Here is a 26459-nt window from a genome sequence, read left to right as displayed (position 1 = left end):
ATTAATATGTTAACCTTAAACCAAAGGACATATACCTTGGCGGAGGTATATTAGATCGATACTGTGGATCTACATCCAGTTTAGTCGCTTTCCAGATCATGCCCACATTATTTATCATTGCGAAAATATTCATGCCTACCTGTTGCGTTCTCAATCGGAGACTCCGATTAAAGTCTAACCGGATGTCGTTTAAACGGATATAGTCACCGCGTTCGACAAGCGGCTCAGAGGCGAGATAGAAGGTGTTTGCGGAGGAATTTAGGGGATACACGAAAGCAGGTACGTGCGTCGATTCTTCATCGCCAGGATTTTGCCACCTGCGGTTGTAATCCTCGTGTCCATTTCCATTGTTTAGCAGGTTGGCATAGCTGAGACCTTTTCGCCTAAAATAGTAATCGAACTGATAGACGATATTGAAAGATAGCGTGAAGTCTTTATATGAGACATTGTTGCGCAAGGCTCCGAAATAGAGTGGCCTCGCCGAACCATGCAATACCAGATCCTCCAATTGGGTCTCGTTACTCAATATGGAACGATAATCCATTGACTTTTCGCCGTCTACAAAACCCATCGGTAATCCCGTTTCATGGTCAAGACCTGCCCATTTATAGGAATATATTCCATATATCATGGCGCCAGGTTCCTCAGAAACTGTCAGTCCGTCGCCGACATATCTTGTGGGACCTGCATACTTTGTATGTGTATCTATGATCCAACTGTTGTTGTAGCCAAAATTTAGATGCGAAGTCCATGTAACCGGACGTCTTATATTGATGGATGATAACTGCACATTGACACCCCTAGTCTCTGTATTGGCTATGTTTCGCGTCGCATTGGACTTGCCCAATGTAGGGTCAATAGGTACGTTGTAGAGTAGGTCGTCGGTAAGCTTATGGAAATAGTCTATACTCCCGGTGATCCTGTTCCCTTTACCGATAGAGAAATCCAGGGCAAGATTCAATTGTTTTACTTTCTCCCATCTGAGGTTGGGGTTTGGAAGAGTGGAAATAAACCCTCCTTGATAGGGGACTCCCCAACTGGAACCATTTGGTGTATAGGACATGGTTACATGCGAACTCAGCGAATTATCTACATTCCCACTGACACCGTAGGTCGCCCTAAGTTTCAGTTGCGTTAACCAATCGACATTGTAGAATTCCTCGCGGTCAAGAACGTAGGCATAACCTACCGACCATAGCGGTGTCCATTTGTTATTTGTTTCTACTCCGAATATGTTGGATGCATCCCTTCTGATACTAGACGATAACATGTGCCTATCCAAAAAAGTATATGTACCGTTAAAGTACAGTGAAACCGAGCGGTCAATAAAGTATCCGTATGGCGATATTGGATAATCAATGGTTCCGAATGAAGCCAGATTGTCAAAAATTGGATACTGTTTCTGATGATCTACCGAAGTATCGAACAGACCACGCTCCTCATCATAACCGTACATTGTAAGTCCCGATGATTCGGCTTTGCTGTCTGTTATATCCATGCCCGCTATGGCTCTTATATGATGGTCCTTATGGATGTTTGTTGATAGATTCAATTGCATACGCCCGTAGTGGCTATTTGTTAATTGGTCGCTAAAAGTTCGGATACCGCCGTACGGGAAATGGTATACTGTTCCGTTGTCCGTCAGTTCGGTACCTCTGTTTATCAGATTGCGCACATAATAATGATCAATATTGTAATTGGTATCGCCTCTGGTTGAATTTCTTGCGTATCTATAATCTACAAGTAACTGCAATATCGGAAGTAATTTATATTTTGCTCTGAGGTCAACCATCAGTTCGTTTCCCGTGTCTTGCTGTACCGGATTTCGAGCTTCGTCCAATGGTCTAAAGTGCCAGTCAAGCAACCTCCCTTCTCCCGCATTTTCAATATACCCCATTTGATAGTCCCAAGGTATGCTAAGCGGGTTTCCGGCCTCATCTGCCACACTGACATAAGGAAACCTGTAACCGCTATCGGAATAATACTCGCTGCCATAAGAACGCTCAGCAGAGCCGATGTTCCACCTTAGACCGATATCCATATTGAATTTATCCGTGAACTTTAACGAGTTGTCCAGTTTCCATGTGAGTCGCTCGTTTCTGTCTCCGATACGGGTTGCGAGCGACTTATCGTAGCCAAGTGACATTCCCATCCTGTAAAGATCATTTCCTCCCGATATCCGGACGTTATGCTGTTGTAGCATGGACTGTCTATACATATACTTCAGCATGCTCGTCCTTACATCTTGGTTCTGATAATGAGATATTGCGTGTTGAAGCTCACCTTCAGTAATCTGATCGTTGTCATACCGGTAAAGCATTTCGACCACGGGGGGCAGTGCCAATTTTGTCCGCGCGTTGTATCGAGAATTAAAGAACCCTTTCTCATATAGATCCATTTCGAGGTCTATCAGATCCTTGCTCGATATCACAGGGTTGGCATAAAGGTCTGGCTTGTCGTGAACCTGGATATTACTCTGCACATCCATTCTAAACTTACCATCTTTTGATGCTCCCTTGGTGGTGATTACCAATACACCATTACCTGCCTTTGCACCCCAGATCGCAGCGGACGCCGCGTCCTTCAAGATGGTGATCGATTCTACGTCGTTGGGATTTATACTATTAATATCTCCTTCGTATGGGAAATTATCCAAAATGATCAGTGGTGAGGAAGCTCCGGTATGTGTACTTCTCAATGTGCTGACACCCTGCAAAAAGAGGTTGTGATTTGGAGCTCGTCCAACTAAGGAAAAGCTTGCGGAAGTAGTGCTTTTGTCAAAATATAAACCCGATGACATGTTTTCGATTCGGCTTAGGATGTCCTGGCCTGTATTTCGATTGATAATATCAGTACCCAAAACCTCGAACGCTCCTGTGGCACTCTTTTGATCGAACTGTTCGTATCCAGTAGATACCACGACTTCTTCTACTTCTGTCGTTAAAGGTTTCAACATAATACTTCCCATTTGAGCCTGCGCAATGATTTTTGAAACACTATAACCCAAATAAGTAATTTCCAATATCGTATCTTCCTTTACATCAGTAAGCAAAAATTCACCATTGTCTTGCGAAGTGGTGAGCACATTAGTTCGCTTTCCCTCTCCATCCAGCACATATACCGTCGCCCCGGCAAGCGGCTCGCCTTTTTCATTGACTACCCGGCCACGGATAGGTTGTTGCTTTTGCTCCAGATCCAAGTGATGGGGTTCACCTTGTGATATGACCTTGATCGGCCGGGGTTTCTCCCGAATCACAATGGTTTTGCGATCCAGTTCGTAGGTCAGTGGTTGATCGGTAAAGAGCTGTTGTAGCACCTGCTGCAATTCGGTGTTTTTTACCTGTATACTTACCGGTTTGGCTTTTTGCAGCTGACTTTCCGTATAGAGAAAATTATAGCCCGTCTGAGCCTTTAGTTCCTTAAAGACAGATTTTAACGAACTGTTGCTGTGATTTATCGTAACCTTTTGCGCAAGGCTACTGGCACTGACATGCATAAGTGCTACTAAGAGAATAAGGGTTGTCAATCGCATAATAAGCCATATCCTACGACATAGATGATGATCTATGCCTATTTTTATTACATAATTTCGATACATTTGTAGAGTTTGGTGAGCAGTACGCTGCTGTCGTCGAAAACTAAAGCGTGCTGCGGTAAAACGTTAGTAAAATAATGTCCAAATGGCAACCAAGTCCTCAAAAAGGCTTGGTTGTTTTTGTTGATATGCTCTGTGTTTATTTGTCTCGTATATTTCTACTCATATTTTTGTGTTTTAGGTTAATGATGACTGTTATTTACTTAAATTTCTCCGCTCGACCATCTATCCGTTAGACTGTACGTAGATGATCCTGTTCTCTATCCTAAACTTGACTGCGCCTGTTTTTTCAAGAAGTTGCAGTACCTCTTCCACGCTTTCGAACCGGGATAGACCACCTCCAAATTTTTCTGTGGTCATCGCTCCCTGATAGACTACGTCGACATTGTACCAACGAGCGATCTTGCGCATGACGGTTTCGATATTATCCCCATCAAACATAAATTCGTTGTTGATCCAAGAGATAACGGGATCGGTATCGACCTCCCGCACCCTTAGATTACCCGACGAAGATAGATTGGACTGTTGCCCCGGACGTAGTGTTTTAATTTCTTTTTGAAACTTGACCTGTATCGATCCTTCCAAAAGGGTAGTCAATACATCGGCTTCGTCCGTATAGCTATTGATGTTGAAGCGGGTACCCAACACTTCGACATCCTGATCGCCACTACGCACGACAAACGGTCGTTCTGCATTTTTGGCTACGTCAAAATAGGCCTCTCCGTCCAATGTTACCCGCCGTGTACCGTATACAGAAAAATTGGTTGCATATCGAATGGACGAAGCCGCATTCAGCCAAACTTGTGTACCATCCGGAAGCTTTACTTTGTAAGTTTCGCCTTTGGCTGTGGACAAGGTGTTGTAGCCGGCAGCGATAGGTTGATCTTCCAGTACCTCATAGACCAACTGCCCATCGGCACTCTTGGAAATACGAACTCCAGCATCTTCTGCCAGCTGCCCGTTATCGGTTTCGGAAAGCCGGATTTTTCGCCCATCGACGAGGGTCAAAGTCGCGCTTTGCGTTCCTGGCACGACGGCTCCTACCTGATTCGTTGTTTTGGTGTCTTCCCGAATGTACAGTCCGATGCCGACAGTGAGTACACAAAGCATTGTAGCGGCAATGCCGATAATCCATCCCCAACGGATGTTACTTTTTGCAGGAGATTGGGCAATCCGGTTATGGAGGTTGGCCCACGATTCATCTAATATGGTCCGCAGACCGGGATCAACCAGTTGATCTTGGTGGAGGGGACTACCAAATGTTTCCTCGATAAGCTCTTTTAACAATGCTCTATCTTGCCCGGACTGGACATGCGCTAAAAAAGCTTTTGCTTCGGTCTCGTTCAACTGACCGTTTACGTAATGCCGAAATGTTTCCCGAAGTGCCTGATGCTGTTCCAATATTGTTGTGGTTTTATAGCTATTACACTTGGCGGAAAGGATTCATCTGCTCTAACGAGAGAATTTTTTTATTTTTTTTTGAAAATGGAGAAGGTTTCTTAAAACGCGTGTACTCCGAAAAGAATCGTTGGCATTACTATATTATCGAGTCTACCAGTAAATAGGCCAAAGTCAGTAGCAGGACATTCCCTCGATCGTTGTATCTCTCCTTGATAAACTTTGTGGCTTTCACGATGTGGTCATTTATGGTGGAAGGGGAGATGCCCAAGAGTTCGCTGACTTCGGAATAGCTTTTCCCTTCGATCTTGCATAGTGTGAATACCTGCCTTCGTTGGGGAGGCAATTGTTCAATAGCTTTGGTTAACCAGATTTCACTTTCTTTATAGCTCAGGTCTTCTTCTATATGGCTGTACTCTACATCAGTATGCTGGCGAATATAGGCATACACCTGTTTCTCTAGATTGTTCCTCCGGATAAAATTGTAAACAGTGTATTTGGCAATCTGATAGAGGTAAGAACGAAAGGATTGGTCTGGGTCAATCAATTCGCGCTTCGTCCACACCTTGAAAAAGACATCTTGCAAGAGTTCTCTGGCATCGCCTTCGGACTTAACCATCTTCAGGACGTTGAGGTAGATGCGGGCACTGTACTTTCGGTAAATTTGCTCAAAAGCAGCCTGGCTCCCCGATTGCAATGCAACCAGAAGCTTGACTTCTTCGCTATGATCCATCTGTTGGTTGTACATCGTGCTCTTGTGTAAAAATACAAAATTCTACCTCAAAGCCTGGCACGATGTATCACGCTATTCTTCAAGTTGTCTCTCCCTTTTCTTACTAATACAATCGGGAATAAACTTTCATCTGCTCGCGATGGAATTTTTTTAATGGAATAAATACAGTTGTCAATCTATTGCAGGACGTAGAGTAAAAATCTGTAAACGTATTTCTGTACAACACGTAATTATACTTTCGGCAAACAACGCTGCATAAGTTGATTCATTTCTTCTTGACTAAGCTTAAGATTGTGAATATTCTTCTGTACCTGCTTCAATCTGTTCTTTCTGAATTTTTCCTGATCGGCAATTATTCTTTTCGATGAATAATGTTCTGCTTTGACGATCATATTCCAGAGTATAGTGGCAATCTTTCGAGCAGTTGCTGTAATAGCTGCTACACGGCCTTTTCTAAAGGCTATTCTTTTGAAAAAAGGTAGAAGATCATGGTCTTTTTGATTACCTATAGAATTTGCTACATGTCTTAGAGCGGTAGCAATGGTATTCTTGCCTTTCTTAACTTTACTGCTTAATATTCGACCACCACTAATTTTATTGTTTGGCACTAACCTAAGCCATGATGCGAAGCTTTTTGCGGTTGGGAATTTATAAATGTCGTCGCCAAGGTTGGTCATAAGACAAAGCACGGTATTATGGCTTACTCCATTTATGGCGAAAAGATCTGTTCTAAAAAATTGATAGGCGGTTCTTGCTATATTAAAAGCTGGCGCATTTTTACTCTTTTTCCTATTGTAACTTCTAAATAACTTTTCCTGTTCCTTTGTTACTGTTCTCTCAGGTGTATATCGAACAAGAAGTTTTTCAATTGCTTCATCACATTCCGTCAATGCTTTGTTAAAATGATGGAAAAGATCCAAGCAGGCTTTAAGCTCAAATAACAACTCTGGTCTCCATGTACCATGTAGTGAATTAGCGATTTCTTCCTTTGCCTTTTTAGTACGAATGTCAACTAAGGTTGACAAATATAAGGGATCCCGTTGCCCTGCCAATATTGCTTCGATGATATTCATCCCGGACCTTCCTGTTATATCGCGCAAAGCGACGTCCAATCTTACATTCATCAATCTGAGTGATTTTTGCATTTTTAATGTATAACGTGCAATCTGCTCTATCAAATGTTGGCGATGATTGTAATAGGTTCTTAATTCCTGCATAATGGCATTCGGTAAAAAGCTTCCCGATAACAAGCCTAAAGAATGTAATTTCTGGATCCAAATTGCATCAATTACGTCGGTCTTCTTACCTTTAACATTTTTGGTTTGGCTTCCTGAAACTAAAATCACCTCAAACCCTGAACTTTGCAAATCACTAAAAAGTGTTTGCCAGTAGCTACCGGTACTTTCCATTGCTACAGTACTAATGTTATGATTACGGAGGTATGCGATCATATCATGATGATCTTTGGTGTAAACACCAAAGGAACATACATTTTCAACATTTTGATCCACAGCAACAACGTGTGTGCGGGATCCTACATCAATACCTGCTGCTCCAGGATTTACAATCTGTAAAGAAATCGTGTTCTTTTTCATAATTTAATGATTTAGAAACTACGGGACACATTCTTTAATTCAAAATTTTCTGTGCGGGATTCCAGTACGGATCACCAAATAATTTTAGGACGAGTCACCGGAGCAAGCGGAAGTTGGGCAAAGCCCTACTTTGCTTGCCGTATGCGCTGCAAAAGGGATTTGAGTGACATGTTACAGGTGGACTATAGATTCTCGCATGGAGACGTTTGCTTCAAAACGCGTATTCCTTAAGCGCGGGCGCCAGATATTACATTGGCGATGTTTACCTTTTGGGTGGTTTGGTGCAGGATACGACTTCGGAAAAATCAAACTACAGGACGGTACGGAACTAGGTGGTGGAAATGCCTATAGTTTATATAAAAGCTTCGGAGCAGATTATCAGTTACCATGACGCATCCGAGATAGAAGCAGGAACGTGTGGTATAGCGACGTCCATTAAACTTGGTGGCACTGTAAGGTATAAACAAAGGAGATAATTAAGGATAAGAAAAGGAGAAGCTGTATTGCTGATTTTGGTCCAGGCATCTTATGCTCCAATGATTTACCCTACCAATCCAGATAATATCTCGCGTTAAGTGCAAGTCCCAATTCTCGGAACTTCCAGTCGGAAACGGCTGGATTTGAATAAGACACGTTTAATCTTGATACTATATCGCTATTCAACGTTATATCAATTCGTACTTTTTTACCTAAGGGCGCAAAAATACCCACGTGTCCGCCTACTTGGAACGGATGTCGATATTCAGGTTTGTAAGAGTGTGAAAAACCTAAGCTGCGTCCTATCTGTCCGTACGGATATTCTCGCTCTGTTAGTCTATCAGTCGTTTGAAAGTATATGTCAGCGCCAAATGTAAGGCCCACAACTTTAAAAGGATTATAGTTGATAGAAATTGGCACGTGCAATGATAAATATTGAAAGCTTTTAGTTTTTCCAAATTCGGGTAAGGACTCTTGTAAAAAATCTGGGAGCTCACCCTTAGACTCTTGCAAGTTTGCTGTTAGACTGAAGCCTGCGCTTCGAAGATTTAATCCAGCATCCCATCCGAAAATTCCATCTTCATTAAAGTCGCCAGATACTCCAATTCCGGCGCTGACCATATAATTTGGATTCTCTTTTACTCGATACGCAATGTAAGCGTCGCCGGCATAGGTGCTAAAATCTAAATCGGCAATACGGCTGCTAAAATTACGCATACTCGTTATTCCTAATCCGGCAGTGGCATACCAATCGATTTTTTTCTGAGAGAACGCTAGTTTCGTAGCAAACAACAAAACGGTAATTAATGAAAACAATATCAGTTTATAATAACTCATCATGGGGTAAACATTGCTGTATATGACAGGCCGCTGAGAGCGTGCAACCTGTCGAAGTTTGTGTTACAATAACTTTGGATTTTAAAAATTGATTCTGTCTTCATAGGGCTGGAATATATTCGTAATCGGTAGGACAAGAATAGGGAACAGGTACACAACAAACCACAGCCCAATATGGATTTGTCCCTCTACTGTGCGCTCTGCCACTAACTCTTATAAAGCTGTCCGGTAGTGTGTAACTTATTGATGGGACGACGTCGGAAAGCTGATCTGTAAGAAACAACTGATATTCGTCATTGAAACCCGGTCGTTTAGATAGATCGATACCGTCTTGCCTATTACCTCTTGCATCAATCAACTCATAATTGACAGTTTTAATATGGTACCTGGTTTTGTATTTATTCCATCCGAATAGAGTTTTCTTATGGCCTTTAGCAACCACTTCAACCTTTGTGCTAGTACCCATTGGTCCAACTGTAGGTAATATAAAAAAATCTATGAAAACTTTTCTCTTTCCTTCTTGCCGCATAGCCGTCATCCAGCTATTATTGCATTTCGCAATTTCTTGACTCGTCACCATAGAACCATCTGACTCTTTTTCCTGAACTCGTTGTGTCTTCGGAAGATCATATACGATTACACCATTTTTAACATCTGAGCTATTTACGTCCGCGGAACCTTTCAATTTTCGTTTATCTCCGCCAACGACTAGCGCAACTTGTCGTTCGGTAATTTTCACGTAAGTATTATGAATGTAATACTCTCCTAGCCGGTTAGCAAGCCGTTGATAAGAAGGTTGTTGAATTAATGGCGTCACAATACTGTCGCGCAATTCCACAACGTCGCCGTATTTATCTTTCCACGCCTGTAGGTCTGATTCTGTTTCAAGTTCATCAAAGGCTTTATAGGCTTCTTCGAGAACAGTCGATAAACTTTTGAACCCGACAGACTTTTCAAATTCTTTAAATTCTACATCGCTCAATTCCATAATCTTTTCAAGTTGCGAAAAAAAGTTCGCGGTATCGGTAAAATGGAGTGCACCTTCCTTGGTCGCCAAGTCAGTAGAAAGGCTTTGAACTGAGGTTGCGATATCCATAAGTTCTAGTTTTTCGTCAAGACTGAATGCCGGATCAGCCGTTTGTTTGCCACAAGAAGAAACTAAAATCATCACTGTCAAAAACAGAGTGAGCGAAAACCAACTGTGAGTTTGTGATTTAGCAATAGAATTCATATTCATGATTGTATATTTAAATATATGACCTTAGACAGAAATTTATTCTGGGTAGATCGGTATTACATAGTTAGTTAAAGTTTCTGTAAAGCAATAAAAATTTCGACGAAATGAGATTTGAGCCATATTAAATAGGGAAATAGCACGATGAGTTTTTGTAGATTTTCCATTTCCCGGAGAATTGCCATCCAATCTGTTTTATGTAAATTGAGTATATCTGTTGAATAATGCATTTATGTTCAATATAACAGGAAACAAAAAAAGGAGGTTCGCTATTCACCGAAATCTAAAATCAGTGAATAATTATGATTAAAAGATATTTCTGTGTCGTTGCGCAGTGAATTAAGCGTGTCGTATGTACTATTTTCAAATGCGAGACAGGAAAAAGAGTTCCTGTCTATAATTGAAAACACCAGCAGACTATTACTTTCGCCGTTACAATCTACAACGGATTGCCACTATTATTTATTTAATTAGCAACATTATGAAACTGAAAAATTCAATCTTTGGACTTGCCTTGATGGGAGTCCTGTTTGTCGGGTGTAACAAACAATCGGACATCGGCTTTGCACCGGAATCAGATGGTCTGACAGAAAGCGAATTATCCACGCTTGCACGTACCTCTGGTTTTACCATTACTGAAAAAGGGTATATCAGATTTGACGATCTAGCGTCTTTTCAAGCGGTCGTAGGTTCGCTTGATAACGAAGAAGATTCTGTAATAGCCGCTTGGGAAAGCAGTATAGGTTTTTCATCCTTGAGGGCGAAGTTCGCGGCCTTAGCTGAGACTGACGAAGAATACCTTAATCCAGTCGAAGGAGTGGATAATTTCGGTGCTGTTATTAATCAGGACGGTGTGTTTGCTATCGGAGATACGATCCATGTCGTCACATACGAAAAAGAATATCTTATTACGGATGGCGATGAATCAAAGATTGCAAATGTGACTTCTCAAAACGCTTCATCCCAAAATGTGGAAACTTTCAATATTGAACGTACTCCATTGAGAGTGGCTGAGATAGACGGTGCGCCCTTCATGTCCGCTTTTGCAACATGGTCCGGGACAAAGGGGGTAACAGAGCCGGAATGTACGGCACCCGGAAGGCGAGAGCGAGTCGTTTTAGAAGCTTTTGCAAATAATTACGCGTCGTATGGAAAAATCGGGGCGCGAATAAAAGGTGAAGCTTATAGAAAAGGGGGGCTTTTCGGAAGTAAAAAATGGAGAGATGACGAGGTTCAATATGGAAAAATGCAAGGCGTAGCTAAATACTATTATGCGGCTCCTGACCCCATAATGAAGTCAATATGGGCAGAAGGATGGGATAAAGAGCAAATCAGAAATATCGTTGACGAATATTATACTACACCTTTCTATTCAAGCTTTGATGCAGAATTCATTGAGGTAACATATACATATCGCAAGAATACTGGATGTCCATTAGTGACAAAAACAATTAAATTTGTGAAATAACTTCAAATTGTAACACAAAATTGAAAGCCTCTTGATTTTTCAAGAGGCTTCTTTTCTAACAGTATGAGAAAGAATTTCCTAGTTACCATTTTAGTCTTTTTTTTCCTCTTCGTCTCTTGTGTAAGAGAAGAAATCATTGATTTATCATCAAGATATCAATCTCAATTGTTTGTGATTGGCTTTTTATCTCCGGATAATAACGTGCAGATATACGTCGGAAGGACAATTCCTTTCGGCAGCAATCAGATTAATCCAGAAGACTTTAAGATATTTGATGCTGAGGTAGAGATAACTGAAGAGGGAGGCGACACGTATCTGTTGAATCCTATAGGAAACGGCGTGCCGGCTTACGGATGTAGCAAAGAGGAGTTTTCAGTCTCCGAAGGAAAAACCTATTTATTAACGGTCAGGCATCACGAGCTTCCCAACGTCTTTGCAAAAACTACAATCCCCCTGAATAAGGCGTTTTGGAAAAACCTCGAATTAAGTCCAGATGAAATGTACTATTATGTCGTTTCAGGCACATGGGAAAAAGCTGAAAATATTGATATTAAACAATATGGAGTGCGTCTTGAAAATCTGGAACCCTATCGTTTAAATAAAGGGACGAACGAAGGTATATTTCCTCAAGGGAACCTTATAACGGTTAAACGTGATGTTTTTATTGCTAATGGAGAAAATAAAGTACGCGCCACATTGCTGACAAGAGATATCCATTACAGTGAGTTCAGCAGAACATCAGATCTTACATGGGATATAACTGAAAATTTTTCGAGCGCAGGTTTTGCGGAAATTATCAGTGGCTTTAAAGGGGTAATCCCACAGCATAGCAATATACAAAATGGAGCTGGCGTCTTTGGAAGCTACCTGTCCGATACACGAACGGTCGAATAATGAAGTATATAAAATTGATTTCTGTCCTAATTGCAGGGTTGATTTGTCAGATTAAATTAGCATCTGGGCAGTCTGATTATCGGTATCTGAATATTGAAGTAAAAAGTGTACTCGGGCCGATCAAATCTGCCGAACTACATTTCTTCAAGCTCCAAAAGACATTTCACGCGCGCGACGGAAAAATATCCGTAAACGTGCCTTCAGATTTTTATATTATCGGTATCTCCGCTCCGAAGTACAAATCAAAAGAGATCTATGTACAGCTTCTACGGGACACGACGATGCAGGTAGTCTTACAATCTATAGATGGTTCATTCGTGATCGAGGAGGTTGATGTTGCAGGAAGGAATTCAAATAAGGTTAAAACTTTTCAGTCCGATATAGAGACAATGGACGCTTCTTCGGTAGAGAGGTTGCCGAGTCTTTTAGGCGAGAAGGACATAATAAGAGCTATACAGTTGTTACCTGGTATAACAGCAAATGTTGAAGGATCGTCAGAAATGAATGTAAGAGGCGGGAGTCCAGACCAGAACTTGATTCTGATGGATGGTGTACCACTTTACAACTCATCTCATCTATTCGGAATGTATTCATCGTTTAACCCCTTGATTGTTTCCGGGGCAACTGTTTATAAAGGAGCATTTCCGTCAAGTTATGGTGGGAAGTTATCTTCGGTAATAGATGTTAAAACCAGAGATCCTCGACTAGATAAAGTTGCGGGCGATATAGATTTAGGCATTACTTCTGTCAAGGGAACTTTAGATATTCCGCTCATTGACGGAAAGTCTTCGATAATGATCGCAGGCCGTCGAACGTTTTATGATCTCCTTTCAAAAACTTTTAGCCAAGGGGAATCTGAACTTGTTAACTTTTACAGCGCAAATCTTTCGTGGAAGTTTAGACCAGATCCGAAAAATAATTTCGGCCTTAATATTTTCGCGGAAGGCGATTATATGGGACTTAAAGAACATGATTGGGGAAGTAGGATTTCGGAAGTCAAAAAAAGCCAAAAAGCAGGATCACTAAGCTGGACACGTATTATTTCGGAGAAAATGACAAACAGCGCCCTGCTTTGGTTTAGTAATTATGCAGCTGATCTTACGGAAGAAAAGAGAATTCCTAATAGCTTATCATATCGGTACCAATTTCAAGCACCAATAAGAGACATAGGTTTCAAGAATACGTTGAGTTGGCAGGTTGACACCGGTTGGAATATCATAGGTGGCATTGAATACGGTTATCACAGCTTTGAGGCCGGGAAATTTCATGGAGATGAAGATGGTGAGAATTTTAACCACCTAAGCTATCGCCGTTTGATAGCACACGAGCTCAGCACATTTTTTTCGGGAAAATGGAAATCGGGACCCTTGCAACTGGAAGCCGGATTAAGAAACAATTTTTATCGCACTGATCGAGAAACATATATTTCTTTGGAACCCAGATTAAACGGTTACTACGGCGTGAGTGAGGAAACTGCGCTAAAATGGGGCTATGCAAGAATGACGCAACCCGTACACCGCTTAATGAACAGCGGATTGGGTATGCCTCTTGATATTTTTATGTCATCATCGGAGTTCACAGCGCCGCAGCAAGCACATATTTTTAGTATCGGTATGGCAAAGAACTATTATTTGGGAAGAGATCTCTATACTTTTTCAGGTGATGCGTTCTATAAAAAGATGAACAAAATCATCTCTTTTAGTGATGGTTACGATACGCGCAGCGTTATCTATAATGCTAATGGTGGAGCCTTTCGTGCGGATAATATCCTTGATGCATTAACAATAGGTGAGGGTAAATCTCTCGGTGTGGAAATCATGGCTGAAAAGAAAACAGGATCTCTTAATGGTTGGCTTAGCTATACATGGAGCAAAACCGACAATCGATATGATGATCTTAATGAGGGGCATTGGTTTTCCGCTCTTCAAGACAGAAGACATGTCCTTAATTTATTCGCTAATATCAATATTACAAGACGTTGGCATTTTAGTTTGACGTATATGTTCCTGTCAGGACAGCCTGTCAATATTCCTGCATATATTTTTCCTTCAATGGAGATCGGAGCGGATAATGGAGTTGTTATTTCCGATACACACTATATGTATGGATATGAAGGCAGAAACAGTTCACGAATGAAGGACTTTCACAAGGTAGATATAAATACGGGCATTAAGTATACTATGGGAAATGCCAAAGGACAGGTTAATATCGGGCTGTATAATGCCTTAAATAGAAGAAATGCAAGCTTCTATTATCTTGGTAAGACACAGGAAGATAAGTCTCCCGTAGTCAAATCGGTTTCAATGTTTCCGTTGATGCCTAGCATCTCATTTCGTTTACAGTTCTAATAACGATATTCAACGTTATTTCGGGAAGCGCTATTGTTTGATCAGGTCCACTTCGTACGCATCCTTTTCAAATTCCCTAAGTGCTCCAGTTGAAATATCAACGATCCAGCCGACCATGCCTAGAGTACTCAGTATCGCAACTGTACTAAACTTCGTTTGCGGTTGGATTTCGACCCTTTTGAATCCGACTTTTTCTATTGCAATAGTTTGCTTGTTGAACCCTTTCCTTAGATTTACCTTTAATGGCGTGACCCCTTGTTCAGTCCCATTGACAATAACTGCAGCATTCGATGGATTGCTAGCAATTGTGATATCCTGTCTTGTGCCTCGTAAGATTGTCGAACAACTTGATAACGTAAAGGTTATTGAAAGTATAATTATTAATTTCTTTTTCATTTTGGTTTGCCACTTTATCTGGATATTTAATTTTCGTACTAAGCTATGATATTTTAAGCTTTTTGTCTACTTGGTCAACTGATTCTTCTTCTTGTTCCTCGCCGTCGAAAAGAAGCGAATTGATGTACTTTAGGGCGCTGCTGATCTCAGCGCGATCATACTCCTTGCTAAGGTCAAATCCGCATATTTTCTTACCGTCAGAACCAGACAACATTGCTAGGTAGTTTATTCCGCCGATCAAAATTGCAAAGACCGCTCGATACCGTGACTCTGACACTGCAATGCTATGTTTAAGCAAAAAGAATAACTCTTCTAAATGATTTTCTCTTTCGTCATACAGATTTTCTACTGCATACGTATTTTCTGACATTTCGTACTCCATGATCTTTCCGTGTACAAGACATTCACTTAGTTGTTCAAATTGTTTCCTTAAATAGAAGCCTAAAATGTTTTCTGTAGAAGTTATTTTCGAGTTTTCAACAGCATCCTTAATCTGTTTGCCGAATCTGATCCATCGATCTTCGCGTTCATGGTAAGCTTCGATCAGTCCATCTATATCCTTGAAATAATAGTAAATCAACTTCTTGTCAACATCGGCGACCTGGGCAACCTTACTAGGTTTCAGTGCTTTATAGCCATCGTTTCTAACAATAGACCTTACTGCATCAATCAATCTGTCTTTAGTTTTTCGGTTTCCTGCCTTTAATTCTTCCATAGTAAATTCCCATTCGTTCGAACAATCGAACATACCTACAAATGGAAAACATCGGTGTTTTACCTGATTCGTAAGTTGTTCACGCAATATCGTAACCATTTGTGGCTTCGTTACTCTAGGTTATCCGCCCAATATTGCCACCATAGTAATTGCTCAAAAATGTTAATCGAACAAATACTCAACCAACGCAAGATAACGCCCTTCGTTTCAATCCAGAAATTTATTCGACGACAGCTGATTTCAACCGGATTAACTTGTAAAATAACACGATTTATTTTTTGGAGCCCAAACCTTGAAGGAATTTCATTTGAGATTAAAAATGGCCTATTTAGTGGGTTCGTATTATTTTATCGTGTGACGACAAGCGATCAAGGCACTACAAAAAGTAGTATCTATTATCAAGGTATGGCCGTAACACTTTAGATATTCACAATTTTGTGATGGAATACCCAATAGACGACCCATTACAACAAAAAAATATTTCTTATGGACTTGTGTTTAAGACATGGGAGTTTGTTTGCGGGTGTAGGAGGTTTTGATCTAGCCGCAGCGTGGATGGGATGGCACAACGTGTTTCATTGCGAAATTAACCCGTTCTGTCAAAAAGTATTAAAGTATCATTTTCCAGAATCGATTTGTTATGAAGACATTAAAGAAGCAGATTTTAGAAAACACAAAGGAGAAATCGATATCCTCACTGGGGGATTTCCATGTCAACCTTTTTCTGTTGCGGGAAAGCGCAAAGGCACAGATGACGACCGCTATCTGTGGCCAGAAATGCTTAGAGCAGTTTGTGATATCCGTCCAGAATGGGTCGTGGCAGAAAATGTTCGCGGATTGCTTAATTGGAATGGAGGCATGGTCTTCGAGGAGGTGTGTTCTAACTTGGAAACTGAAGGATACGAAGTTCTTCCGTTCCTTCTTCCAGCTGCAGGCGTCGGCGCTCCGCATAGAAGAGAACGGATCTGGATTATCGGTAGGGATAAAAAGTCAATTGGAAAGGATTTGCAGGAAGGGTCTTCTTCCCACACCAACAGCTTCGGATGCAACAACGGGGGCGATAATAGGCAAGGACGACCGCATAATGGCCACGGGAGGGCTTCCGAGGAAGATAAACAGGAACGGAAAAGACGGGAGTCTCGGTCTGGCACGGCTTGTCCTTTTACTTCCAACGCCGATACCTTCGATGTACAAAACGGATGGCCTAAAAGAGGAAGGTTTGAAGAAGAGAATCCTGGCAGGACGTCAGGAAGACCTCAACATGCGTATGTACAGGATTACTGGAAGGACTTTCCGTCTGTCTCCCCAGTTTGTCGGCCAGATGATGGGGTTTTCTCGCGATTGGACGGTATCTCCTTTTCAAAGTTCAGAACAGAAAGCATCAAAGGGTTCGGAAATGCAATAGTTCCCCAGATCGCTTATCAGATATTCAAGTCTATTGAGGCATGCTTAAGATATGGGTACAACGCCTAAACATATAAAAAAGGGAGCCAGAGAGGTAACTTCATTGAGCAGTTCTCCTATCTGTAAGGAATTCATAAAGAGCATTCCTCACAAACCGCTTTTAATAGAATTCGCTGTTTTGCTTATCGAAGCGGGAGATTGGGAAAATGAAAGATGTCCGTTGTGGAAAATTCGTTCTTCCGTAGGCAATATTCCTTACATTCAACTTGCAATCAAAACATCAAGAAAAAATAAGGAATCCATGGATTTTCTTCCGACACCAACAGCTTCAGAGGGGCGACGGGGCAGCAGCAGAAAGTTGACCACTGAAAACGAAAAAGTCAAGAATGTTAGTATGAAAGGTGTCAGCTATGGTATAAGTATCAGTCAGCTTGCCGAACAGGGATTTCTTCCAACCCCAACGTCACGACTGTGGAAGGCGGACTGTTCTGTTGATAGGAAAAATGGATATCTAGAGGATTCCATAGCATCCGTTGTAAGTGAGGAAGATAAGCGCGCGAAAATTAATCCGATATTTCTCAGTGCGATGATGGGTTTTCCGCTCGAATGGATACGGCTTCCTTTTCAAAATAAAAAAAATGAAACAGTTATTTAAAAAGGCAGTAAAATATATCGATAGCTTCCCTCAGTTTATGGAGAAGCAGGAATGGAATTCAAAAGTATGTAAATTAACATGGGAAAAAAGGATTACCGCTGAACGTCGCCCCTATCACCAGCTCAGAATTTCAAACACTAACAATTGTCTCCTGCCTACACCAACAACCGGTAGCAATCGAAACAGCCGGAATGCTGTCTTGAAGATTGGTAGATCCCACGAAAATCACGGAGTAGCACTCGGGTTATTCCAGGTAATTGAGATTTCCATAGGTATTTTACCTAAGGAGTTTGACTTTTGGACACAGGTTCCGAACTTTTATAAAAGAAACATCATAACAAGAAAGTTTGATGGACCGTCAAATAATTTTGATTTGAACAGTGCCGAACTTAACCCTCTTTTTGTGCAAGAACTGATGGGTTTCCCTCCCAGTTGGCTTATATCGGTATATTCGGAAATTTAGGAGTAATGCCCCTCCTTAATAAATAAATTTTTAGTGTACACTCCCAAAGTAGCAAATTTCTAATGCTCCAGTTGACAATTTTGTTTCCAAAGATAGTTAGGGCCTACAAAATATTTAGTTATGGAAATAGAAATCAAAAGGATTGCCTACAATCCAAGACTCGACGAGAATTCTTTTGCCGCAAACTTGTTCATAAATGGAGAAAAAGCTGCCACGGTAAACTGCAAGAATAGGATGACGAAATACTATGCTCTGGACGGGAAAGGCTTAGAACTTGTAAAACAAGCAGAAGACTTCATCAAGAAGCTCCCCGGAGAGAAAAAAGTTATAGACGGTAAAGAACAAACCGTAAAACCAACATTGATCGATCATATTGATGGTCTTTTTAACAAGTATCTTAATGACATTAAACTCAAAAAGTTTGACAAAAAAGTAGATCAGATACAGAAGAAAAATATTGTCATTGGAGAATACGGCAGGTATACACGTACCCATCCTGTAAAGGAACTGACCGGACTACTTCTGCAGGATCAAGGTAGAGAGATTCTTAAACAGACGATAACAAACCATGTTATTCCGACGATGTCAGAAAATGAGCAGATTCTCAACAATAATATCTCCGAAACAATTTTGAAAGCTGCAGGTCTGAAGCAGCCGCAGTACCGTAAAGGTGAAACAGACCAGAAGGAGAAAGTATCTAATCAAAAGAAAACTGGAATGAAACCTTAGCATGGGTATCCTCACATTTTCCTTTTGGTTCAAAACTCAAACATGCATTAAAACAAAAAGCAGCGCATGAGAATAGAACTGAAAAAAATAGAGATAAACGAGCGGCTCAGCGACGAAACGTGCTGTTTTAGCGCAGATCTATATATCAACGGGAGAAACGTAGGAATCGCCTATAACAGAGGAAATGGCTGCCCCACCGATTACTATGCGACCACTCCTGAAGGCAAGGAACAGATATTGAAAGCTGAAGACTATTGCAAAACGCTCCCACCGATAAAAAGTGGCGAGCACACGTACGAGATGGACCTTGAGTTTTATATTGATAATCTTCTAAATAGTCATGTAAAACAACAGTCCCAAAAGAAAATGCAAAAGAGGTTCAAGGATCATATTGTTATAGGCAATGATAGGGATGTTGGATATCGGTATGTCAATATCCAGACGCCCATTGAAGCTACCCTTAAATCTGAAAGCGGTAGAGCGTATATTAAAACCGTGCTTGAGACTTTAAAAGAACAGCTTGAAAGTGGAGATCAAGTATTGAATGATAATATACCAACAAACATATTCAAAGCAGCGGGATTTGGAGAAAATCAGTACTTGGACAACGATTTACAGCTAGCTACAAAAGCAAGGAAGCAGAGCAAAAGCATAGGAAAAAAAATGTAGAACAGGGTTGGAAAGGCGCAGTGAAATATGTCCCAGAGAGATAATATAGAAGAATTATATACTCCTGAAATGGTACGTTTTCCGTTCAACTTTGAATTTGATCCAAACTGGCTCCCAAAGCACTAAGGAGCGGAAACCAGAAGAGAAGATCGGTCAAAGCGAAAGAAGAAAAAACGCAATAAAGGAAAAAGTCTATAATGAAATGGAGACCTGACATGAGAGAAGTAAAGGGCAGAGCGGATGATTGATCGGCGAAAACGGGAATGGATATGAAGATAGAGCTAAAAGGAATAAAAGAAGATGACCTGTTGAGTGAAGAGAACAATGCTTTTACGGCCCAGCTGTACATCAACGGCAAGTTGGCAGGGACCGTATCCAATGCGGGGCACGGTGATACGGTTTACAAAGCTACTAAACCCAATGGCAATAAACTGATAAAAAAAGCAGAAGAATATTGCAAAAATATGTCCTCTGAAAAGGAAGACGATCTTGCATCCTGTTTGAACCTCGAGACTTACATAGACAGGTTATTTGGGGATTATATTGATAAGAAATATCAAAAGGAAATACGAGAGTATTTCAACAATAATATCGTCTTTAGTAGCAATCCGCATGCCGGAACGAGATCGATCAAACTTTATATTCCGATCGAACGTCTTCTTATAGACGAGATGGGGAGAAAAGCCCTAATTGACACGCTTTCTGTCGTAAAAGGAAGACTAAGAGTTGACGAGCAAATTTTGAATACCAATATTCCTCAAGCGATATTCATCGCTGCAGGGCTTAAAGAGGATCAGTATGTAAAACCATGTGTATGTAAAAAACAAAAATCTTCTCGGAAGCAAAAACGATAAAGTGGTATGGAAGAGAATGAAAACAAAATAGAATTACTTATTACCTATCTCAAATCTTTGGGATTCGAAGGTGAAAAGCTGGAACGAGATATAAGAGATGCTTGTAAACAGTATCCCACCTCTTTTTCTGTATCCCATCGCATGCGATTCGGCGAAGAACAGATGAGCTATTACTTCTATTTTCTCCTAGACACGCAATTCCATGCCTATAAGCTTGATAATTATACGGCAGTACACCGGGATCCTATAATAATAGAACATAAAGTTATCAATGGAATTGACACCAACAAACTTGAACAGCGTATGCGGGAGATTGATTGGGAAGATCTTTCCCTTCATGTCGTCAACCGGGAGGAATTTGATCACCTTCTCAGTAATACATACCCTTTACTTATGGAAAATCTATCTAGATTGACCGAAGATTATCTTTTTGATGGCCTTGAAATTAGGAATCAGTTAATTTATAAATACTGGCCAGGGAAATTCTGGGATTATGAAGTGCAGGAGCTGGCGGAGGTATATGAGACCGACCAGCAGTTTATCTCAAATGAATTCGGTATACCTAATGCTAGCCTTGCGTATCATACCGTTTCAGGACATCTATACGAACTCCTTGACCAGCTTAGAGCTTATGGATTAGAACGCTTGCCGGGAATTGATCTAAAAAACTATCTCGAACACTGTCTTTCCACTGGCTCCCGCATATTTGACATTACCTGTTCTACGCCGCGGCAAGAAGGAATAATTGATTATGATGTTAGGCTAATAGGATTTGACGGGCCTTTTACACCCGAACCATTAGTAGCAACATTCACTCGGTATCCCGAGTTTTCCCATGGTATATATAATGAAGTGGATACACAGATTCTAGAGGAAGATGCCAAAAGAATAAACTGGGCAGATCCTGACGCCCTTTTTACAGCAGGTGAGCATGGCGACGCCGTTATACGTCCCCCCATTGAGGATATTCTATCAAAAATGCGCAAGCTTTGCGATAGCGGGAATGTGGAGGCTGCCACATATATCGATATGAAATATATTAGCCAAACCAATGAGCTTTACGAATTCATACCAGGGGATATAAATGCTTTGGAAGCTAATTTGCCAAGGGTCTCCGCACGCTTCCCGTTAGATCTTAACTTAGATACAAGAGCGATCTATAATATGATGTGCGGAAGAACCGTCAAGGAAGAAAAACAAGAGAGCATGGATACCTGGCTGCTTTTAAAAAGTGGCAATGAAGAAGACCTTAACGAACTGCATATCCAAAAGGTCAAAGGAATGACCGAAGGAGAGATACAGGATCGGCTGGATATGCTGCCTCTTCGTTCAGCAAATGATTACTCTATCCGTCAATCAATCATGAAAGGAAACGTTCAGAAGGTGGAGTTGCTCGATGGTAAACATATCGTTATAGGTATGGTCTCCGATGCTACGGCATTGGAAGTATATACGGCCGATATGGAACATATTCCGTTCAACTTTAAGTTTGACCCAAACTGGCTTCCAGAGCATATAGAGGGGAATACCAAAAGGAAAGACCAGGCGAAGCGACTAACGAAATCTGTAATGAAGGGAAAGGGATATAAAAAATAAATCAACATGGCAGAAAGAGAAAAGGTTGAAGAATTGATTTCCTACCTCAGTTCGCTTGGATTTGAAGGGGCAATGTTCGAGGCGAATATAAGGCAGGAGTATAAAAAAAAATTGCCCGTATTCACTGTTCGCCACCGAGTGACTCTAGGTGATGAAGCAATACAGTATAATCTGCGTTTCACATACGAAAAAATGTTTGATGCGTATAGATTGGCTAGCTATAAAGCGATATACCGTGACCCGTTGGTGATTGAGCATGGTATGTTCAGCGGTATCGATACAGAGTTATTGGAGGAGAAGATGAAAGTCGTTGATTGGCGGGAATACTTTTCAAACCCTTCAACACAACAGACTGGAACGTTGCCTAATGGCTGCCAGCTTAACGTTGGAGATATGCGTGAAATGCAAAAAATGGTCTTCCAACTGGGAAATCAGTCGGATTATATAGGGCAAGAAATCTCTAAGAAACTCATGTTCAAATATTGGAGCGAAGAATTTTGGCAAGATGAGTGCATTGAACTCCAAAAGGAATATGGGAGGACATTGGATTTCGAGATGACCGAAAACGGCATCGCTAATGCGACCCTTGCCCTAAATATGGTTTCAGGAACGTTCGATGACCTATACCGTCAGCTTGCTCGTACAGGATTAGAGCAATATTTTGATGTTGACCTGAAAAAACTGCTCATGCCCCATCTATCAAAAGACGATGATGGATTTGAACTGACCTGTATGATTAAGATAAAGAGTGGCATCATTAGTTGCCGTATTCCTGTATCAAAACTGGAAGAAGGTTTCAATGCAAATACAAACCACGTGGAATTTATCCGCTACCCGACAGTAAGCTATAATATTTACGACGGTATCTCTACCTACGAACTTGAATCGAAAATGAAAGACGTCGACTGGGAGGATAAGTATGAGTGCACCATGCATCTAAGTGAAAACTGGGAACTTACCACCTATATACAAGACATAAAGGATGATATCGATCGTTTGAGAGCGTATGGGGCGACACACTGGGCTGATTATCTCCAGATCAGGTATTGGTCGCAAACGTTTATGGAAGTATTCATAACAGATGAGACATGGAAAATGGAAGAGTGGACACGCTATCAGCTTCCTTTCAAGATAGATGAGGACATCCGCGCCATTATCAATCTATTGACGGGTAGCCCTGTGCATACGACGGCATTAAAATCTTTCGATGTAGGGTGTGAGGGATGGTTTATGTTGGATTCGCGGAAGGTTACAGAAAAAGGAGTGCGTCAGATATCGCTGGTAAAGGGACTAACCAAATCGAAATTAGAAACCATGTTAAAAATGCTTCCATTGGATGGACAAATGGAAATTGATAAAACTGTGGAAGGAGTTATGCGCGGAGACTGCGTAACAGTGCCTATAGAGAGCATGGACGAGATTCAATCCGTCGTTGTATCTGCCAATCCAAGAGCAAAAAAAATAGATGTACATACAGAAAATGGCAAGAGCATTCCAATCAATTTCTCGCTGGCGCCGGATTGGGATTCTCAAAAGCCTATAAGCGAACAATCTGTAGAGAAGAAAGTTGTACTTGGCAGGGGAAGAAAAATGTAACATCGAAACAAATTAAATGTCTTGGCAGATAGAGAAAAGTTTGAAGAATTAATTTCGTCAGCCGAAAAACGAAAACCACAAAAGAACAAACCGAAAGGTAGAATAGGCAGATCTAATAATGTTTATTATGGACGAGAAGCAGTTAAAGCAGTTGATGGCTGGTCTTGATAGCCGCGGATTTTTAGGAGGTACAGCCGAGCAGGATATTGCGGTGTATGCAGCGTTGGGGCTCCCCCTGTTCTCCGTCAACGTTCAAAGGGATTTTGGGGAGGAACGCATGTTTTTCAAACTCACTTTTGAACTCAAGGAGGACCAAAAGAACTATGAGTTGACAAATATCCACGCTAAGTACCGCAGGCCAATTGTTATAGACCGACAGATGGCCAAAGAGGTAGATATCCCCAAACTTGAAGATAAAATGGCCTCGGTAGAATGGGAAACCTACTGGCGAAAAGTAAAGCTTGGGCTAGATACAACAGATATCGGTGCCAAGATATCAAGCATCTATTCAGGGCTTGCAAGTATACTCAATGGAGAGGTGCAGGACAGGGAGATCGCCTTATTAATCATGTACAAATACTGGCCGGAAGACATGTTTAATTTATTAGCAGGAAACCTTGAATTTGGTAAAGAAGCGTACGAGCGAAGTATGGATTATCGATTGGGAACTTATCCCACATTGACGGCGGAGCAAGCATTCCTGATGATGTCCGAGAGGATCGACTCTTTGGAAAATATGCTCATGGAACTGGAGATACCGGACAAGCTCGCAGAAAATTTGCCCTATATTCTCTATGGGAAACTGAGAGCTGCTCCGGATAATGCAGAGCTTAAGATGGATTTCAACGCGGAAGACTTTCACATTTTACTCACCATCCCTTTGAAAAAGACTGACGGCTGGTATCACCTGCATGATTACACCATCGAAGCAACAGCCTTTCCTCCCATTGCACATGGTATCTTTAACGGTGTAGATTCAGATAAGCTGGATAAAAAGCTTGCATCTATCGATTGGAGGAATGATCCGGATTTGGTATCGCGTTCCGAAGAAAAGGGCGAGCTGGAATTCGATACCGAAGTAGAACAGCTTGAGGAGGAACTTTTTCGCTTGGCCCTTGATCCGGAAGGTAAAATTGTTGCCGATCAACTTCGGGTGAGGCATTTCCTCGGAGCACCTTTTTTCGACAGTACTATCAGTGATGAAGCCTGGGATTGGCTGGCTAGCCTGCCTAAAAAGACAACACAGTTTCCAGTTCATATACTTGTGCCACAGGCAATTCAAATGATGTCAGGCAGACCGGTACTTGCCGCCTCCCAAGAATGGAACAGTCCAGATGATATCTGGCTAAAAGTTAATTACAAAGTGACGGGAACTGGTAATATAGTATCCATTGCCGGAATCTCTGAGAAGGATCTGGATGCTATGGTCCACACGCTTCCCGTAAACCATTATGAGAAAGGTAAAATAGCTACCGGTCTAAAGAACGGAAAACGAGTCTACGCGGTGTCCACTTACGGAACGTTGGTTGGTGTAGAATTATCTACCGACGCTGATAGATTGTACCTATACAATAAGCAGGGCAAATCTATCCCATTTAATTTCAGACTTGATCCAGACTGGAAACCGGTTGACATAGAAGAAAAACGGTTTATAGCTCAGCGGAAGGTGACCGGTACTAATAAAAGAAAAGGAAAGAATCTATAAAACTTCAAATTAATCCAAAATGGAAACAGTAGATTGGAAATATTGCATTGATGTCAAATTTGATAGACCCTCCGTTAAACCATCCGGAATAAAAATGTATTTCAGCGATTTCAAAATTGCTGTAGAACGGATGATGACTTTCGGTGAAATTTTCGATAGAGATGATACTTTGTTTGACCGGCTTGCTAAAAATTTGTCGATCGTAGAGATGAAACTTTTATCAATAAAAGACGGTAGCGTTGAAATGGAGAGTCGTCTCGAGCAGAATGGATTTGCTGAACGAACGCCTGGATTATATTATCATTTTCCTAAAGGGATAACAGATTTTGAGAAAAAATCAGAACTTAGTTTTGCTGGATATAAAGGTTACGATAAACGAAATGCATTTGTCCAGACCTCTTATCCCGACAGTAATAGTACATCATATCATGATATTCTTGCCCATCAGAAGATGCTTGAGAAACAAGAACAAGAAAGAAAAAAGAATCAATATTACGCAGCGATCATTACCAAGAACTTCTTCAAGACAGCGTTCCCCCACCGATTGGAATTTTACCCCGAGCCATTCTCGGAGGTTTATATACATCCCGATCCTAATATCACTTTGGGTAAGCTTTTGGAAATTGATTTTAATCAATTAGACATTAATGTGGCTTATGAAGCAGAACTACAAGATGTTATAACTGACGCAAGAATAATCGGATATTATTCTTTTGACAAAGCTACACTTAAATCATATAGGCATCCCCATGGGGACAGAGATATCAAAACGCCAGGTATATATCTTGATGTGTCTCTAGACAGAGACAACAAAGAATCTCTAGAGTTCCCCAATAAGGTTCTGGAACCGCTCGATCAATATAAGAGAATATTTAAGGTAGGCGAATACGATGAACTGGGTGTAAAGGCGGAGAAAGTTGCCGAACTACTAAGTTTTCTTTCGGATACAAAGCAAACAAACAAGCTAATGAACAGTGATCCGCAGAAAAAAAAACGTGCTAGTTTAAAAAATAAATTCAGAAAGATTTGAATATAAGACGGTTATTGTGAAGCGATAAATTAGACTTCACAGCATGTACACGATGCCTTTTTCGGCAT

General features: G+C 41.1%; 22 protein-coding genes. 14 read left to right on the top strand and 8 right to left on the bottom strand.

Annotation, left to right across the window (positions count from 1 at the left end):
• Nucleotide 1: 1 nt before the first annotated feature.
• The 4 genes from FXV77_RS05595 to FXV77_RS05580 form a co-directional block, all read right to left on the bottom strand.
• Nucleotides 2–3532 carry a SusC/RagA family TonB-linked outer membrane protein gene (locus FXV77_RS05595; protein ID WP_187444019.1) on the bottom strand — a complete coding sequence of 1177 codons (3531 nt, stop codon included), beginning with the start codon at nucleotides 3530–3532 and terminating at the stop codon, nucleotides 2–4.
• A gap of 288 nt (nucleotides 3533–3820) precedes the next feature.
• Nucleotides 3821–4996 (bottom strand): FecR family protein, encoded by a 1176-nt coding sequence (locus FXV77_RS05590; protein ID WP_148918219.1) that lies wholly within the window; start codon nucleotides 4994–4996, stop codon nucleotides 3821–3823.
• Nucleotides 4997–5132: 136 nt separating this feature from the next.
• Nucleotides 5133–5741 (bottom strand): RNA polymerase sigma factor, encoded by a 609-nt coding sequence (locus FXV77_RS05585; RefSeq protein WP_148918218.1) that lies wholly within the window; start codon nucleotides 5739–5741, stop codon nucleotides 5133–5135.
• A 215-nt stretch (nucleotides 5742–5956) separates the two neighbouring features.
• Complete coding sequence (locus FXV77_RS05580; RefSeq protein WP_148918217.1) at nucleotides 5957–7321, bottom strand: IS110 family RNA-guided transposase; 1365 nt, start codon at nucleotides 7319–7321, stop codon at nucleotides 5957–5959.
• A 196-nt stretch (nucleotides 7322–7517) separates the two neighbouring features.
• On the opposite strand from FXV77_RS05580, the gene FXV77_RS05575 reads away from it, so the two are divergent.
• Nucleotides 7518–7712 carry a hypothetical protein gene (locus FXV77_RS05575; RefSeq protein ID WP_148918216.1) on the top strand — a complete coding sequence of 65 codons (195 nt, stop codon included), beginning with the start codon at nucleotides 7518–7520 and terminating at the stop codon, nucleotides 7710–7712.
• A gap of 155 nt (nucleotides 7713–7867) precedes the next feature.
• On the opposite strand, the gene FXV77_RS05570 is transcribed toward FXV77_RS05575, so the two are convergent.
• Complete coding sequence (locus FXV77_RS05570) at nucleotides 7868–8638, bottom strand: hypothetical protein (protein WP_148918215.1); 771 nt, start codon at nucleotides 8636–8638, stop codon at nucleotides 7868–7870.
• 97 nt (nucleotides 8639–8735) lie between these two features.
• A complete protein-coding gene (locus FXV77_RS05565; protein ID WP_187444018.1) occupies nucleotides 8736–9731 on the bottom strand; it encodes a hypothetical protein in 996 nt (331 codons plus the stop codon).
• Between the two features lie 619 nt (nucleotides 9732–10350).
• Here FXV77_RS05565 and FXV77_RS05560 point away from each other — a divergent pair.
• From FXV77_RS05560 to FXV77_RS05550, 3 genes are all read left to right on the top strand, one after another.
• Nucleotides 10351–11337, top strand: a complete 987-nt coding sequence (locus FXV77_RS05560; protein ID WP_148918213.1) for a hypothetical protein — start codon at nucleotides 10351–10353, stop codon at nucleotides 11335–11337.
• A 63-nt stretch (nucleotides 11338–11400) separates the two neighbouring features.
• Nucleotides 11401–12231, top strand: a complete 831-nt coding sequence (locus FXV77_RS05555; RefSeq protein WP_148918212.1) for a DUF4249 family protein — start codon at nucleotides 11401–11403, stop codon at nucleotides 12229–12231.
• Nucleotides 12231–14579, top strand: a complete 2349-nt coding sequence (locus tag FXV77_RS05550) for a TonB-dependent receptor plug domain-containing protein (RefSeq protein WP_148918211.1) — start codon at nucleotides 12231–12233, stop codon at nucleotides 14577–14579. Before FXV77_RS05555 ends, FXV77_RS05550 begins: the two co-directional genes overlap by 1 nt.
• A 30-nt stretch (nucleotides 14580–14609) precedes the next feature.
• On the opposite strand, the gene FXV77_RS05545 is transcribed toward FXV77_RS05550, so the two are convergent.
• On the bottom strand, nucleotides 14610–14975 hold the full coding sequence (locus FXV77_RS05545; protein WP_148918210.1) for a PEGA domain-containing protein: 366 nt from the start codon (nucleotides 14973–14975) through the stop codon (nucleotides 14610–14612).
• Nucleotides 14976–15018: 43 nt separating this feature from the next.
• On the bottom strand, nucleotides 15019–15789 hold the full coding sequence (locus tag FXV77_RS05540; RefSeq protein ID WP_148918209.1) for a TetR/AcrR family transcriptional regulator: 771 nt from the start codon (nucleotides 15787–15789) through the stop codon (nucleotides 15019–15021).
• 387 nt (nucleotides 15790–16176) lie between these two features.
• On the opposite strand from FXV77_RS05540, the gene FXV77_RS05535 reads away from it, so the two are divergent.
• The 10 genes from FXV77_RS05535 to FXV77_RS05490 all read left to right on the top strand — a co-directional run bounded on the left by FXV77_RS05535 (nucleotide 16177) and on the right by FXV77_RS05490 (nucleotide 26391).
• Entirely contained in the window at nucleotides 16177–17163 is a 987-nt protein-coding gene (locus FXV77_RS05535) for a DNA cytosine methyltransferase (RefSeq protein ID WP_148918208.1), read from the top strand.
• The gene (locus FXV77_RS05530) at nucleotides 17147–17749 is read left to right on the top strand and encodes a hypothetical protein (protein ID WP_148918207.1); all 603 of its coding nucleotides are present in this window, start codon (nucleotides 17147–17149) and stop codon (nucleotides 17747–17749) included. The genes FXV77_RS05535 and FXV77_RS05530 overlap by 17 nt, the downstream gene beginning before the upstream one ends.
• Nucleotides 17733–18212, top strand: coding sequence for a hypothetical protein (locus FXV77_RS05525; protein WP_148918206.1), 480 nt, complete (start codon nucleotides 17733–17735; stop codon nucleotides 18210–18212). The genes FXV77_RS05530 and FXV77_RS05525 overlap by 17 nt, the downstream gene beginning before the upstream one ends.
• A gap of 120 nt (nucleotides 18213–18332) precedes the next feature.
• Nucleotides 18333–18941, top strand: coding sequence for a hypothetical protein (locus FXV77_RS05520; protein WP_148918205.1), 609 nt, complete (start codon nucleotides 18333–18335; stop codon nucleotides 18939–18941).
• 66 nt (nucleotides 18942–19007) lie between these two features.
• A complete protein-coding gene (locus FXV77_RS05515; protein WP_148918204.1) occupies nucleotides 19008–19610 on the top strand; it encodes a hypothetical protein in 603 nt (200 codons plus the stop codon).
• Nucleotides 19611–19879: 269 nt separating this feature from the next.
• Nucleotides 19880–20464 carry a hypothetical protein gene (locus tag FXV77_RS05510; RefSeq protein WP_148918203.1) on the top strand — a complete coding sequence of 195 codons (585 nt, stop codon included), beginning with the start codon at nucleotides 19880–19882 and terminating at the stop codon, nucleotides 20462–20464.
• 6 nt (nucleotides 20465–20470) lie between these two features.
• Nucleotides 20471–22060, top strand: coding sequence for a hypothetical protein (locus tag FXV77_RS05505; RefSeq protein ID WP_148918202.1), 1590 nt, complete (start codon nucleotides 20471–20473; stop codon nucleotides 22058–22060).
• Nucleotides 22061–22066: 6 nt separating this feature from the next.
• Nucleotides 22067–23656: a hypothetical protein gene (locus FXV77_RS05500; protein WP_148918201.1), complete on the top strand. Its 1590-nt coding sequence runs from the start codon at nucleotides 22067–22069 to the stop codon at nucleotides 23654–23656.
• A 127-nt stretch (nucleotides 23657–23783) separates the two neighbouring features.
• Nucleotides 23784–25361 carry a hypothetical protein gene (locus FXV77_RS05495; RefSeq protein ID WP_148918200.1) on the top strand — a complete coding sequence of 526 codons (1578 nt, stop codon included), beginning with the start codon at nucleotides 23784–23786 and terminating at the stop codon, nucleotides 25359–25361.
• Between the two features lie 19 nt (nucleotides 25362–25380).
• Nucleotides 25381–26391: a hypothetical protein gene (locus FXV77_RS05490; RefSeq protein ID WP_148918199.1), complete on the top strand. Its 1011-nt coding sequence runs from the start codon at nucleotides 25381–25383 to the stop codon at nucleotides 26389–26391.
• The last annotated feature ends 68 nt before the right edge of the window (nucleotides 26392–26459 follow it).

Source organism: Sphingobacterium phlebotomi, from assembly GCF_008180195.1.
GTDB classification, from domain to species: Bacteria; Bacteroidota; Bacteroidia; order Sphingobacteriales; family Sphingobacteriaceae; genus Sphingobacterium; species Sphingobacterium phlebotomi.
The sequence above is the reverse complement of the archived record's forward strand: the minus strand, read 5'-3'. Positions and strand labels throughout refer to the sequence as shown.

What these genes read in the sequence shown, in the direction of transcription:
- FXV77_RS05580 (WP_148918217.1), bottom strand. Translation starts at nt 7,321, where the DNA reads ATGAAAAAGAACACGATTTCTTTACAGATTGTAAATCCTGGAGCAGCA.
- FXV77_RS05500 (WP_148918201.1), top strand. Translation starts at nt 22,067, where the DNA reads ATGGCAGAAAGAGAAAAGGTTGAAGAATTGATTTCCTACCTCAGTTCG.
- FXV77_RS05510 (WP_148918203.1), top strand. Translation starts at nt 19,880, where the DNA reads ATGAAGATAGAGCTAAAAGGAATAAAAGAAGATGACCTGTTGAGTGAA.
- FXV77_RS05495 (WP_148918200.1), top strand. Translation starts at nt 23,784, where the DNA reads ATGGACGAGAAGCAGTTAAAGCAGTTGATGGCTGGTCTTGATAGCCGC.
- FXV77_RS05540 (WP_148918209.1), bottom strand. Translation starts at nt 15,789, where the DNA reads ATGGTTACGATATTGCGTGAACAACTTACGAATCAGGTAAAACACCGA.
- FXV77_RS05570 (WP_148918215.1), bottom strand. Translation starts at nt 8,638, where the DNA reads ATGATGAGTTATTATAAACTGATATTGTTTTCATTAATTACCGTTTTG.
- FXV77_RS05585 (WP_148918218.1), bottom strand. Translation starts at nt 5,741, where the DNA reads ATGTACAACCAACAGATGGATCATAGCGAAGAAGTCAAGCTTCTGGTT.
- FXV77_RS05575 (WP_148918216.1), top strand. Translation starts at nt 7,518, where the DNA reads ATGGAGACGTTTGCTTCAAAACGCGTATTCCTTAAGCGCGGGCGCCAG.
- FXV77_RS05505 (WP_148918202.1), top strand. Translation starts at nt 20,471, where the DNA reads ATGGAAGAGAATGAAAACAAAATAGAATTACTTATTACCTATCTCAAA.
- FXV77_RS05560 (WP_148918213.1), top strand. Translation starts at nt 10,351, where the DNA reads ATGAAACTGAAAAATTCAATCTTTGGACTTGCCTTGATGGGAGTCCTG.
- FXV77_RS05555 (WP_148918212.1), top strand. Translation starts at nt 11,401, where the DNA reads ATGAGAAAGAATTTCCTAGTTACCATTTTAGTCTTTTTTTTCCTCTTC.
- FXV77_RS05490 (WP_148918199.1), top strand. Translation starts at nt 25,381, where the DNA reads ATGGAAACAGTAGATTGGAAATATTGCATTGATGTCAAATTTGATAGA.
- FXV77_RS05535 (WP_148918208.1), top strand. Translation starts at nt 16,177, where the DNA reads ATGGACTTGTGTTTAAGACATGGGAGTTTGTTTGCGGGTGTAGGAGGT.
- FXV77_RS05515 (WP_148918204.1), top strand. Translation starts at nt 19,008, where the DNA reads ATGAGAATAGAACTGAAAAAAATAGAGATAAACGAGCGGCTCAGCGAC.
- FXV77_RS05595 (WP_187444019.1), bottom strand. Translation starts at nt 3,532, where the DNA reads ATGCGATTGACAACCCTTATTCTCTTAGTAGCACTTATGCATGTCAGT.
- FXV77_RS05550 (WP_148918211.1), top strand. Translation starts at nt 12,231, where the DNA reads ATGAAGTATATAAAATTGATTTCTGTCCTAATTGCAGGGTTGATTTGT.
- FXV77_RS05545 (WP_148918210.1), bottom strand. Translation starts at nt 14,975, where the DNA reads ATGAAAAAGAAATTAATAATTATACTTTCAATAACCTTTACGTTATCA.
- FXV77_RS05565 (WP_187444018.1), bottom strand. Translation starts at nt 9,731, where the DNA reads ATGGATATCGCAACCTCAGTTCAAAGCCTTTCTACTGACTTGGCGACC.
- FXV77_RS05525 (WP_148918206.1), top strand. Translation starts at nt 17,733, where the DNA reads ATGAAACAGTTATTTAAAAAGGCAGTAAAATATATCGATAGCTTCCCT.
- FXV77_RS05520 (WP_148918205.1), top strand. Translation starts at nt 18,333, where the DNA reads ATGGAAATAGAAATCAAAAGGATTGCCTACAATCCAAGACTCGACGAG.
- FXV77_RS05530 (WP_148918207.1), top strand. Translation starts at nt 17,147, where the DNA reads ATGGGTACAACGCCTAAACATATAAAAAAGGGAGCCAGAGAGGTAACT.